This window comes from Bacillus sp. GW823-FHT06B01 (assembly GCF_058952315.1).
Genome location: NZ_JBXAHR010000003.1, coordinates 43,858 through 56,448 on the forward strand (window position 1 = coordinate 43,858; position 12,591 = coordinate 56,448).

Annotated in this window: 15 protein-coding genes; 11 read left to right on the plus strand and 4 right to left on the minus strand. The window is 35.7% G+C overall.

The features are described from left to right. The first annotated feature begins 50 nt into the window (after positions 1–50). The 10 genes from AC1Q8N_RS13315 (at position 51) to AC1Q8N_RS13360 (ending at position 6,085) form a co-directional block, all read left to right on the plus strand. On the plus strand, positions 51–635 hold the full coding sequence (locus AC1Q8N_RS13315; protein ID WP_098080570.1) for a DUF3238 domain-containing protein: 585 nt from the start codon (positions 51–53) through the stop codon (positions 633–635). Between the two features lie 131 nt (positions 636–766). After that, positions 767–1,351 carry a DUF3238 domain-containing protein gene (locus tag AC1Q8N_RS13320; RefSeq protein ID WP_098642594.1) on the plus strand — a complete coding sequence of 195 codons (585 nt, stop codon included), beginning with the start codon at positions 767–769 and terminating at the stop codon, positions 1,349–1,351. 191 nt (positions 1,352–1,542) lie between these two features. Continuing rightward, on the plus strand, positions 1,543–1,806 hold the full coding sequence (locus AC1Q8N_RS13325) for a metal-sensitive transcriptional regulator (protein WP_000456206.1): 264 nt from the start codon (positions 1,543–1,545) through the stop codon (positions 1,804–1,806). Positions 1,807–2,047: 241 nt separating this feature from the next. Beyond that, positions 2,048–2,608, plus strand: coding sequence for a sulfurtransferase TusA family protein (locus AC1Q8N_RS13330; RefSeq protein WP_098204073.1), 561 nt, complete (start codon positions 2,048–2,050; stop codon positions 2,606–2,608). Positions 2,609–2,646: 38 nt separating this feature from the next. Next, on the plus strand, positions 2,647–3,777 hold the full coding sequence (locus tag AC1Q8N_RS13335; RefSeq protein WP_098080566.1) for an MBL fold metallo-hydrolase: 1,131 nt from the start codon (positions 2,647–2,649) through the stop codon (positions 3,775–3,777). A gap of 26 nt (positions 3,778–3,803) precedes the next feature. Next, complete coding sequence (locus AC1Q8N_RS13340) at positions 3,804–4,034, plus strand: sulfurtransferase TusA family protein (protein WP_098847897.1); 231 nt, start codon at positions 3,804–3,806, stop codon at positions 4,032–4,034. 30 nt (positions 4,035–4,064) lie between these two features. After that, positions 4,065–4,424 carry a rhodanese-like domain-containing protein gene (locus tag AC1Q8N_RS13345; protein ID WP_098642593.1) on the plus strand — a complete coding sequence of 120 codons (360 nt, stop codon included), beginning with the start codon at positions 4,065–4,067 and terminating at the stop codon, positions 4,422–4,424. A 14-nt stretch (positions 4,425–4,438) separates the two neighbouring features. Next, entirely contained in the window at positions 4,439–4,735 is a 297-nt protein-coding gene (locus tag AC1Q8N_RS13350; protein ID WP_098080562.1) for a rhodanese-like domain-containing protein, read from the plus strand. A gap of 72 nt (positions 4,736–4,807) precedes the next feature. Continuing rightward, positions 4,808–5,287 carry a DsrE/DsrF/DrsH-like family protein gene (locus tag AC1Q8N_RS13355; RefSeq protein WP_098080561.1) on the plus strand — a complete coding sequence of 160 codons (480 nt, stop codon included), beginning with the start codon at positions 4,808–4,810 and terminating at the stop codon, positions 5,285–5,287. Positions 5,288–5,320: 33 nt separating this feature from the next. Continuing rightward, complete coding sequence (locus tag AC1Q8N_RS13360) at positions 5,321–6,085, plus strand: sulfite exporter TauE/SafE family protein (RefSeq protein ID WP_098080559.1); 765 nt, start codon at positions 5,321–5,323, stop codon at positions 6,083–6,085. Positions 6,086–6,118: 33 nt separating this feature from the next. Here AC1Q8N_RS13360 and AC1Q8N_RS13365 read toward each other — a convergent pair whose 3' ends face one another. Together AC1Q8N_RS13365 and AC1Q8N_RS13370 are read right to left on the minus strand one after the other, a co-directional pair. Next, a complete protein-coding gene (locus AC1Q8N_RS13365; protein ID WP_000642361.1) occupies positions 6,119–6,559 on the minus strand; it encodes a hypothetical protein in 441 nt (146 codons plus the stop codon). Between the two features lie 148 nt (positions 6,560–6,707). Continuing rightward, positions 6,708–7,916: an LCP family protein gene (locus AC1Q8N_RS13370; protein WP_141520098.1), complete on the minus strand. Its 1,209-nt coding sequence runs from the start codon at positions 7,914–7,916 to the stop codon at positions 6,708–6,710. Positions 7,917–8,230: 314 nt separating this feature from the next. Between AC1Q8N_RS13370 and AC1Q8N_RS13375 the strand changes: the two genes are divergently transcribed. Next, the gene (locus AC1Q8N_RS13375) at positions 8,231–9,229 is read left to right on the plus strand and encodes a YhdH/YhfP family quinone oxidoreductase (protein WP_493521202.1); all 999 of its coding nucleotides are present in this window, start codon (positions 8,231–8,233) and stop codon (positions 9,227–9,229) included. 34 nt (positions 9,230–9,263) lie between these two features. Here the strand turns inward: AC1Q8N_RS13375 and AC1Q8N_RS13380 are convergent, their stop codons facing one another. Together AC1Q8N_RS13380 and AC1Q8N_RS13385 are read right to left on the minus strand one after the other, a co-directional pair. Beyond that, positions 9,264–10,919, minus strand: a complete 1,656-nt coding sequence (locus tag AC1Q8N_RS13380; RefSeq protein WP_097844509.1) for a Na/Pi cotransporter family protein — start codon at positions 10,917–10,919, stop codon at positions 9,264–9,266. Positions 10,920–11,429: 510 nt separating this feature from the next. Further along, entirely contained in the window at positions 11,430–12,419 is a 990-nt protein-coding gene (locus AC1Q8N_RS13385; RefSeq protein WP_493521203.1) for an NAD(P)-dependent alcohol dehydrogenase, read from the minus strand. Positions 12,420–12,591: the final 172 nt, after the last annotated feature.

Consider the following 12,591-nt stretch of genomic DNA (forward strand, 5'->3'; position numbering starts at 1 on the left):
TGTATAGTACAAATAATAATTTATATAAATAGAGTTAACGGAGGTTTCATATGGTTAATATCGTAAAAATTAGAGGGAGTGTATTTGCACCGTATGCGTTGCTGAAACCTATTAAGGATGCTGCAACAGGAAGAGTTTTTGAATACGCCGGAGATGCACGTGAATTTACACCGTACGCTGTAAATTCAAAGCGTTCAAGATTAGAACAAGAAGTGATTGTTGATTTTTATAAAAGAGAAATTTTCATATATGTAGATGCTTGCATCGTTACTGTGAAAATTACAAATTCAGATGGCTCAATTGAGTATCAAAAAGGAGAAACAAGTACAGAAAACATTGTATGCACTAATATTGCATGGGGCGAGGATGAGGTTTCCTTTGAAATGAGAGCAAGTGCAAGTAATCCGTTAAATGCGGCGGCACCCGCAGCAGATTATTTTTTAGCTGTACGAGTGAATACAAGTGGCATTGTGTATATTGAAGGTTTACATGATGGTTTCCCTTGCTATGAATTTTATAAACAAATAGATTTTGGTTCATTTGAAAAAATATATACACATGATTTCAGAGAAACAAATGATGCCCCAGCAGCATTAGCTGGAGAAATGGAATATAGTTTTAAAACGAAAATCTAGCTATAAATATAGCATCATTTGTAAGAAGGAAGTAGCCAACGTAAAAAAGAAAGATTTTAATTATATGGCTGAAATAGTGTTTTTGATTAAATAATGCAGTGTATAAAATTAGAATTATAGAGGTGTTTTTTATGACTAATATCGTAAAAATTAGAGCTAACGTATTTATTCCAATGCCTTGGACAGAACCGAGAAAGGATATGGAAACAGGAAAAATAATTCAATTTGAAGGTGATTCCCGTGAATTTACACCACATGCGGTAAATACTATGCGCTCTAGAGTTGAGCAAGAGGTAGTAGTGGATTTTTATAAAGAAGAAGTGTTTTCATATGCGAACACAGGTATTACGACAGAGAAGATTACGAATCCAGATGGTTCTGTGAATAAAAGAACAGGAAAAGCGAGTACTGAAAATATTGTGTGCACGAATATCGTATGGAACCCTGATAGTGTGCAATTTAAAATGAGTGCGAGTGCAAGTAATCCGTTAAATATATATGCACCTCCTGTAGATTATGTATTACATGTATGTGTGAAAAAGGATGGTAGTATTGATATGCAAGGAGAGCATGATGGATTCCCTTGTTTCGAATTTTATAAGCAAGTAGATTTCGGTTCATTTGAAAAAATATATACACATGATTTTAGAGAAACTGGTGATACAGCTGCAGCACTAGGTGGAGAAATGGATTATAGTTTTACAAAGAGTTTATAAGAAGTAAGATAATAATGCAGTGTAGGTGAGAAATGAAAAAGTCAATAAAATCAGTGGCTTTTGTATTTTTAATATACCTTAGAGGGTTTCAAAAAACAAAACCCTTTACAATGTACCCTATAGGGTATATTGTATTATACAAAGTTACAAAGTAATGTATAATATAGTTATAAATACGGAGGTGGTTTACAGTGGAATATAATCAAGATATGAAAAATAGATTGAAACGTATTGAAGGTCAGGTTCGTGGTGTGCTTCGTATGATGGAAGAAGGAAAAGATTGCCGAGAGGTTATTACACAGTTAACGGCATCTCGTTCTGCACTTGATCGTACAATTGGACTTGTTGTGGGAACGAATTTAGAGCAATGTTTGCGTGAGCAGTTTGAAAGCGGTAATGGTTCAAATGAAGAGTTAATTAAAGAAGCTGTTCAATTACTTGTAAAAAGCCGATAATCTGTCAAACATAAGTGTTGACAGATTTTCAAAAACATTTTAATATACCCCTACAGGTATAAGTATATAAAGTGAAACTTTAATCAGTGGGGTTTTTGTTCATCCCCCACTGATTATCAGCCCTCACCAATCGGGCTTTTACGGGCAGCCCCACTCCCGCCTAATTTCTTTGCTTTCGCTGAATTTTGAGGTGGGGGTCTTACTGCCCGTTAATGCGGGATAAATTATGGAGGAATCGACTATGAGTATAAAAGTGGATATGAGTTTAGATTGTAAAGGTTTGGCCTGTCCGATGCCGATTGTGAAGACGAAGAAGGCGATGGAAGGTTTGACATCAGGGCAAGTGATTGAAGTTCAGGCAACAGATAAAGGGTCTACTGTAGATATACAAAGTTGGGCGAGTAAAGTAGGTCATCAGTATATCGGGACGAAACGCGAAGGTGATCTATTGATGCATTACGTTAGAAAAGCACACGAGCATGAAGTGAATGAAGTAGTGAAATATCCTCATACGATTACGAATTCGGAATTGGAAGAGATATTATTAAGTGGTGAAGAGTGTATTGTAGTAGATGTTCGTGAAGCGGCGGAATTCGCTTTTGGTCATATTCCAGCGGCTATTTCAGTTCCATTAGGCGAACTAGACAGTGCAGCATTAGCTCAGACGAAGCAAATATATGTTATTTGCCGAACTGGTAACCGTAGTGATGTAGCTTGCCAAATGTTGAAAGATAAAGGGTATTTAAATGTGACAAATGTCATTCCAGGTATGTTAGAGTGGCAAGGAAATGTGGGAAAATAAAATTTTTTAACTGAAAATATACCTATGGGGGTAGTGAGATGAACGTTAAACCGTTACAAGCAAAAGATGTTGCAGAGAAAGTTTTATTCGGAGAGTTATTTATTTTAGATGTTCGTAATGAGACGGATTATGAAGATTGGAAAATTGAAGGGAAACAAATTTCTTCTATAAATAAACCGTATTTTGATTTGTTAGATGGTGTAGATCATATTGTAAGTGAATTACCTAAAGATAAAGATGTTTTAGTAGTGTGTGCAAAAGAAGGGTCTTCTATATTTGTGGCAGAGCAATTAACAGAGGCTGGATTAGAAAATATTTATTATTTAGCTGGTGGTATGAAGGCATGGAGTGAATATGTAAAGCCTATAAAAGTTGGAGATTTAAAAAATGGCGGGAGTATATATCAATTTAACCGCCTTGGAAAAGGCTGTTTATCTTATATGGTCGTTTCCAACGGTGAAGCAGCAGTTATTGATGCAGTAAGAACAATTGAAGCATACGAAGAGTTTGCGAAAGAGCATGGCGTTACGATTACGAATGTAATGGATACACATTTACATGCAGACCACATTTCTGGAGGACGTAAGTTAGCGGAAAAAGTAGATGGTACGTATTGGTTACCGCCAAAAGATGCGGAGGAAGTTGTTTTCTCATATAAACCGCTCGTTGAAGGATCTGTCATTACGGTGGGGGGGACTAAAATTGAAATTGATGCATTATACTCACCCGGGCATACGATTGGAAGTACATCATTTATTGTAGATGATTCCTATTTATTATCAGGCGATATTTTATTTGTAGATTCAATCGGGCGTCCAGATCTTGCTGGAAAGGCTGAGGATTGGGTGAGTGATTTACGAGAAACTCTATATAACCGATATAAAGTATTATCTCAACAATTGATTGTGTTACCAGCTCATTATTCAAAAATAAGTGAAATGGATGAGAATGGTGTTGTGAGCGCAAAGTTAAAAGATTTATTTACGTATAATGCAGGACTAAATATTGAGAGTGAGGGAGAGTTTCGTAAAGCTGTAACGGAGAACTTACCACCTCAGCCGAATGCTTACGAAGAAATTCGTCAAACGAATATGGGGAAGATTCATCCGAGTGTAGATGAAGAGCGTGAAATGGAGATTGGTCCAAATCGTTGTGCAGTTCACGAATAAGAAATAAATAAAAAATGGAGGAATAGATGATGGATGTAAAACAAGTATTAGATGCGACAGGTTTAGCATGTCCGATGCCGATTGTAAGAACGAAGAAGGCGATGGATACTTTACAAACTGGAGAAGTGTTAGAAGTACATGTAACGGATAAAGGGTCAGTTAAGGATATTCCAGCGTGGGCAAATAAAAGTGGTCATGACATCGTAAAGCATGTAGAAGAAGCTGATATGCTGAAGTTTTGGATTAAGAAGGCGTAGCATGTTTATAAATGTAGAGAGGTTGGTTATATGAATACAATATTAAGTACGCTCTTCATTGTACTTGCTGCAGTGTTTGTTATTTCACGTTTTTTACCGGTAAAAGATGTTCAAAATATAAGTGGAAAAGAATTAAAGAGTATAGCGGGGAAAAAGGAGAAACAATTTATCGATGTTCGCACAGTAGGTGAATATAGAGGAAATCATATGAAAGGGTTTAAGAATATCCCGTTAAATGAGTTAGTTAGTAAAGCAAATCAGTTAGATAAAAATAAGGAAGTAATCGTTATTTGTCAGAGCGGGATGAGAAGTAAGCAAGCAGCAAAAGTATTAAAGAAATTAGGGTTTCAGCAAGTTATCAATGTTTCAGGTGGTATGAATGGTTTGTGAGGAGGGAATTTAAAATGAAAGAAATGACAGTAAAAGAATTAGAAGAAAAATTGTTACGTAAAGAAGCAGTAAATATTGTAGACGTACGTGAAGTAGAAGAAATAGCCGAGGGGAAAATTCCAGAAGCAAGTAACATTCCACTAGGACTATTAGAGTTTCGAATGCATGAGTTGGATAAAAACAAAGAATATATTATCGTTTGTCGTTCTGGCGGAAGAAGTGCACGAGCAGTTCAGTTTTTAGAGAGCTACGGTTTTCAAGCAATCAATATGGTAGGTGGTATGTTAGCGTGGGAAGGTAAAATCGTATAGTACAGAGATAAATGATTTGAGCCTTTTTACAAATGATAAAATACCCCTATAGGTAATCGGAGGGAGAACAACATGGAACAACAGAAGAAAACAACAATCGTTTTATTTAGCGGAGATTATGATAAAGCGATGGCTGCTTATATTATTGCAAATGGTGCAGCGGCGTATGATCAAAAGGTAACTATTTTTCATACTTTTTGGGGATTAAATGCTTTAAGGAAAGATGAGCATGTGAAGGTGAAGAAAACTTTCATAGAAAAAGTATTTGGAAAAATGATGCCGCGTGGTGCAGACAAGATGGGATTATCGAAAATGAATTTTGCGGGTATGGGACCAAAGATGATTAAAGGTATTATGAAAAAACATAATGCTATGTCTTTACCAGATTTAATCGATTTGGCGAAAGAACAGGGGATTAAACTTGTAGCTTGTCAAATGACAGTAGATTTATTAGGGTTAAAAGAGGAAGAGATTATGGAAGGGGTAGAGTTTGCAGGAGTAGGAGCTTATTTAGCAGATGCTTCGGATGGGAATGTAAACTTATTCATTTAGTTCACCTTCTTTTTAGAAGGGAGGGGATGTAAGATGAGTTTAGTCGTATTACTTTTTATAATTGGGTTTATAGGATCGTTTATATCAGGAATGGTTGGAATTGGCGGTGCGATTATTAATTATCCAATGATCCTATATATTCCTGTATTGCTAGGATTTACTAGTTATACGTCACATGAAGTAAGTGGTATTACAGCGGTTCAAGTATTCTTTGCAACTTTTGCAGGGGCATGGGCCTATCGGAAAAGTAATGATATGGATAAAACGCTAGTTGTTTATATGGGAGCAAGTATATTAATAGGAAGTTTCATAGGGAGTTTTGGTGCTAACGTATTAGCGGAACATACGGTCAATGTTGTTTATGCAGCGTTAGCAACAATAGCTGCTATTATGATGTTCGTACCGAAACGAAATAATAGTGGTGAAGTGACATATAATAAATGGTTAGCAAGCTTGTTAGCGTTTATTGTAGGAGGCGCATCAGGCATTATAGGTGCTGGAGGTTCTTTCTTATTAGTTCCTATTATGCTAGTTATTTTAAAATTGCCGATACGTACAACAATAGCAACATCTATCACTATTACGTTTATTTCCTCAATAGGGATTACGACTGGAAAAGTGATAACTGGGCAAGTAGTTGTAATTCCAGCTCTTATTATTGCGATTGCAAGTATCTTTGCTGCGCCGCTTGGAGCTCAAGTTGGGAAGAGGATCAATCAAAAAGCATTGCAATATATGTTATCGATTTTGATTGTAGGCACTGCTGTTAAGATGTGGATTGATATGTTATCGAAATAAAAGGATGGCGCTGCTTGCAGCCCATCCTTTTATTTATGCCCAAATAACTTTCATTAAGTTTTTATATTCGTCATTTGCTAATTTATATAGCATTCTCGTATGTTCAAAGACAAGTGCTGGATTGAAATTTGGTTCTGAGAATGCAAGTGATGCTGAAATATCAATTGCATTTTGCTTATTTAACGTGAATTTTGCAAATCGGTAAGATGTGTTTAATTCATTGATGACATGCAAAATATCATTTGTTGATGTTGCATCAGGTACGTGAGCAACATTGAAGCAGTATATATCCACAGTAGGATGTTCGTTTTGGAATGCAGCGATAAGTTGAATTTTTGCGCCAGCTTCGGTCTCTAATCCTACCGAAAAATGAACAGAACCGTCATTTTCATCTATATTTTCTTCCATGTATATATCGTTGGATTTTAAGTAGTCTTTAAAATCTGAGATGTTATGTTTTACTGCAGCTTTCATATGTATGAGCCCCCTGATAATTGGAATAGATTGCTACTATTTATTATAATTTAAAAATATTAAAAAAGATAGTTAGAAAGTTCTGATTTTTAATTCCGAAGAAATAAAAAGAAGCAGTACTCTACCTCCATAGAGAACTGCTTCTTTTTTATTCATTGTCGTTAGATGATGTTTCTGTATCTTCACTGCTATTTTTATTCTTATTTTTAGATTCATTGTTACTTGATTCACGTTCACTTGAATTTTCCGACTTAGATTCTTTTGTTTTCTCTGTGCTTGTTTTCTTTGAATCAGAGTCTGTTTTTGTATATGCAGGTAATCCAAGGTGAGTACGAAGTTCGTTTGTAACAGTTGCTAATTCTTTTTTATCTGGATTGTAGTAATATGTTCGGCCGCCACCAGCAGATTTGCTACATGTATCGTCACCTTTTTCCATATAGCAGTCTTCACCTTGAATTTGTAATTTCTCAATTTCCGAATCCGATCCGTACTTATAGAATGAAAGCATATCATCGAATGTTAAGTTCGTAACGAATTGGCCGTTAATATCATCAATGATGTTACCAACTTTTGTTACAGATCCAACGCTTGTTAGTTTCTTTAAAATAGCTTCAATAACGAGCTGTTGGCGTTGGCCACGCATTGCATCACTATCGATGTGGCGCGTTCTAGCAAGGGCAAGAGCTTCTTCACTATTTAGCTTTTGAACACCTTTCTTCAGGTGAATCGCATCAGCAGTATCATTACTATCTTGTTCAGTAAATTCAACTGGTACATCGACTTCAATACCACCTAAATCGTCGACAATTTTCATAAATGACTTGAAGTTAAACTTTACAAAGTAATCAACGGGAACATTCATTAATTTTTCAACTGCATCAATGCTTGCTTGGGGTCCACCATCTTTTCCGTTTTTAGTAGAACCGTATGCATGAGCGTGTGTAATTTTATCTTTTTTCTTTTCCACTGGGATATAAGTATATGTATCTCGTGGAATGCTTAATAGTTTTACAGTTTTGCTATCTTTATTAAACGTTGCAAGTAATAGTGCATCCGTTCTTATAGCTTCACCATATTCTTTCCCGCGGACATCGCTTTCATCAACACCCATGACTAAGACAGAGACGTTATTTGCGATAGGTTTTACAGCTTTATCACGTAAATCAGATTTATCACCGCGTGCTAAATCGTGTGCGGCATTTCGAACAGCAGAAGATGCTTTATTTACTAAAAACCAAGTATAACCGCCACCTATTATTAAAAAGAATAGAATAACGCTTATAATAATTTTTGTTTTTTTCTTACCTTTTTTCGGTTTACTGCGTGTATTTTCTTGCAAAGATGGGTTTTGCTCCATTTCTTGTACTCCTTCATTTGAATTGAAATACGACACTCATATCCACTTATTATAATGAAATTTGACGAAAAAAAACATTACAAATCATTTACATTTCGTAAAAATTCAATATATTTATAAAAAGTCAGATTTTTTATATTTTATTTTTGAGATGTAGAATAAGTATAAGTTGTTTTAGTAGAAATGAAAATATGTATTGTGAGAAAGTAATAGAGAAGTAAGATTTGTTGAAATATAGCCAAGAAGAAATGAGTAGGTTTACTTATTTCTTCTATATAATAAAGAAGAAATTTACGGATAAAGGAGCGAGCATAATGAATCATACATCATTCCGAGCAATCGTTGTGAACGAAACAGAAAGTAAGCAGTTTGTAAGAAACGTTGTAGAGAGAGAAGTAAGTAGTTTACCTGAGGGAGACGTATTAATACAGGTTCATTATTCTTCATTAAATTATAAAGATGCTCTTTCAGCCACGGGTAATAAAGGTGTTACGAGAACATATCCTCATACGCCAGGGATTGATGCAGCAGGAATGGTTGTGAGTAGTGCAGATGAAGCCGTTAAGGTAGGAGACCAAGTCATCGTAACGGGTTATGATTTAGGTATGAATACTTCTGGTGGTTTCGGAGAATATATTCGCGTGCCAGCATCTTGGATCATCCCTTTACCAGAGGGAATGTCATTAAAGGAAAGTATGATGTACGGGACAGCAGGTTTTACAGCTGCTTTATCAGTATATAAGCTTATTGGAGCAGGCATAACGTCTAGTATGGGAGATGTTTTAGTAACGGGTGCAACAGGCGGCGTAGGGAGTGTAGCTGTTAGTATTTTAAGTAAGCTAGGATTTAACGTAGTAGGAGCGACAGGGAAAATGGAAGAGGAAGAGATGCTACTACGTCTAGGAGCGAAACAAGTGATTCATCGTACGGAATTGTATGATGAATCAGGAAGGCCAATGTTAAAAGGGATATACGCTGGAGTTATCGATACTGTAGGTGGACATATGCTAGAAACAGCTTTAAAAACGGTAAAGTATGGTGGTTGTGTAACAACATGCGGTAATGTGGCAGGGCAGGAATTACAAACAACGGTATATCCGTTTATTTTGCGAGGCATAAGTCTTTTAGGAATAGATTCTGTGCAATGCCCAGTGGATGTGAGAAGAGATGTGTGGACGCTCTTAGCAAGTGAATGGGAAAATAATGAGTTACTATCTTATACAGAAGAATGTACATTGGAAGAGTTAGATGAAAAGTTTACACTTATATTGCAAGGAAAGTTAAAAGGAAGAACGGTTGTAAATATGAAATAAGAAAAGAGACGCTTAAGTTAGCGTCTCTTTTCTATTATAATGATTGTTTTAAATTGATTTTACCTTGTTCACCTAAAACACCATCAGCAATATTTACAGCGTGATCACCGATACGCTCTAAGTTACTTACCATATCAACGAAGATGATACTTGCATCACCTGAACAGCTACGTTCGTTTAGACGTAATACGTGACGTTTACGAAGAACACGTTCCATTTGGTCGATTTTACGTTCTTTTGCAATAACAGTTTGTGCTAGTTCAGTATCGAAGTTTGTTAAAGCTTCGACTGCGTCTTGTAATGTTGAAATCGTTAATTCAAGCATTTCATTTAGTTCAGCTAGTGCTTCGTCTGATAGTGAAACGCGGTTTGAAATTTGGAAATCTACAAGTTCTACTAGGTTTTCTACATGATCACCAACACGTTCAATATCTCCAACAACACCAGCTAAAACGGAGTGTTTTTCAGAGTCTGAAGGTGAAAGCGGCTTTTCTGATAGTAAAACTAAATACTCGGTAATTTTTTTATCTAAATTGTTAATAGCTCCTTCTAATTGAGTAGCCATGTTTTCGTGCTTTTTGTCTTGTGTATTTAAATATTGATTCGCTTCTTTTAAGCCGTGTAATGAAAATTCAGCCATACGCACAACCTCTTTTTGAGCTTCAGTTAAAGCAATAGCTGGAGATTGCTCAATAAAGATTGGATTTAAATGTTGTGGTTTGAAGTTAATAGATGAATCTTCACCACGAATGATTTTTGTTACGATCCATGCTAATACTGCAATAAATGGGAACTGAATGATTGTATTTGTTACGTTAAATGTTCCATGTGCAAATGCAATTGTCATTTCTGGATTTAAGTTTAATGACGTTTGGAAATATTGGATTAAACTTGTAAATGGTACTAATAAAATTGTAAAGATAATGGTACCGATAATATTAAAGATAACGTGAACTAATGCTGCACGTCTTGCGGCAATTGAAGTACCGATTGCTGCTAATACTGCTGTAATTGTTGTACCGATGTTATCACCGAACAATACAGGAAGAGAAGCTTGTAAATCAATAGCACCTTGACCGAATAGTTCTTGTAAAATACCGATTGTTGCGCTTGAGCTTTGTACAATTAAAGTGAACACTGTACCGACAATAATTCCTAAAATTGGATTGTCACTCATGCTAACCATTAACTCTTGGAATGACTCTAAAGAGCGAAGAGGTTTCATACCTGCGCTCATTAATTCTAAACCGAAGAATAACATACCAAAACCGAATACAACTTGACCTACAGAATGTACTTTTTTATTTTTAAAGAAGAATAGTAAAATCGCTCCAACTGCCATAACTGGGAGCGCATATTCTCCGATTTTAATTCCGATAATAAATGCAGTAACTGTCGTTCCGATATTCGCACCCATAATAACACCGATTGCTTGTCTTAATGTCATAAATCCGGCACTTACAAGTCCGACTGTTAAAGCGGTTGTTCCTGAACTTGATTGGATTAATACAGTAACTAACATACCTGCTAGTACACCCATAAGTGGGTTTGTTGTAAAGCGATCTAAAATATCGCGAAGACGATCTCCAGCTGCTTGTTGCAGTCCATCGCCCATGTATTTAATACCGAATAAGAAAATACCTAATCCACCAATGAACTGGAAGATCATATCTTGAATATTGTATTCCACGCATTCCACTCCTTAAATTTCATGTACGATGTAATTATTAACTAAACCTTGAGGCACTGTAAACGGTTTATCAGTAAAATTTACACTAAATTTACAAAGTGATAAAAAGTTTACAAACCTTTAAAGAAACACCTGGATTTAATTGGCTTTTTAGATGATATATCTAATTGGTTTGTAAAGAAGTCACATTTGTCACACTATTTATTGATAGTAAAAATAGGTGAAGGGAAACTACCCAACTGGGTATGCGGATTGGAATTTTATTTTGTTATGATGATGGTTCTTTGCATATTTTTTGATTAAAGTTAGAAAAATATGTAGGGAAACGGGGGAGGTTTGAAATGGATTTATTTAATGAAAGTAAAAAACGATTAAATTGTTTTAAACTGTTTTCTTTTGAGGTGCTCGCAACAATAAAAAAGAGCAATTCGCATATGAATTTGCTCTGCTTTTTTATGTTAAAAACTTTCGGTTCCTTGCATTTTAACAATTATGCAAAGTGTTTTTTCTTTATTTAGAATCGTCATTATGCTCCATAGTTATGACGACATTTCCCCTCTTATGTCCTTTTTCAACATATATGTGAGCTTCAATAATTTCCTCAAAATTGTATTGCCTATCAATGACCACTTTTATTTTACCGTCCTCAACAAGTTCTTTAAGGAAATTTAATGCTTCGGAAGTTTCAGGTGCGTTTTGACTTAATATGAGTTTCACGCGACTTGTCAATTTAGTCCAGAACATTTGAGCACTTGGTAACGGTTCAACAATATTTATATAGGTACCATCTTCCTTTAACATTTTAATACACTCTGAAAAGGAGCTCCTGTTTACCGCTTCAAAGATAACATCATAAGTTTCGTCTGTAGTAGAAAAATTTTTTGTGGTGTAATCAATTACTTCGTCAGCTCCTAGAGATTTGACCAATTCTAAATTGGAGCTACTGCACACACCTGTAACTGTTGCGCCGAAATACTTGGAAATTTGTACTGCATAACTTCCGACACTTCCAGAAGCTCCGTAAATAAGAATGTTTTGACCGCTTCGAACATTAGCTTTCCTCAGGAAAAATAAGGCTGTACGTGCCCCGATTGGAATGGCCGCGGCTTCTTCATAGGTTATATTGGAGGGTTTCATACATACTGGTCCATCTTCGGCTATACAAATGTACTCAGCATAAGAACCGAAATTTGCTTGGGTAGCAGCAAAAACTTGATCTCCTATTTTAAAACGAGTAACGTCTTTTCCTACTGATTCAACTTCACCGGCCAATTCCATTCCAAGTATTTGTTTTTTCGGTTGCTTAAAGCCAAGGGCAATGCGAGCAGGTAGCCAAACAGAAGAGGGAACTGTAAAACTTCTTGAGCGAATATCTCCTGCTGTTACGGTTGTCGCTTTTATTTTTACTAGTATTTCATTGTCCTTAGGAGCAGGTTTTTCTATCTCTTTCAGTTGAAGAACGTCGGGGAGACCGTATTCTGTATATACTATTGCTTTCATTAATATTTCCTCCAATTCGTTCTATATGTTAATATCATACGAACAACATGAATAAATAGAACAGTGGTTCACCTTTCAATACAATGCAAAAAGCAGTGTGATTTTTGGAGAATCCACTGCCTTTTGCATTTTTTTATATATGATGTTTTAGTTTAATTACTTTGAAATAGAA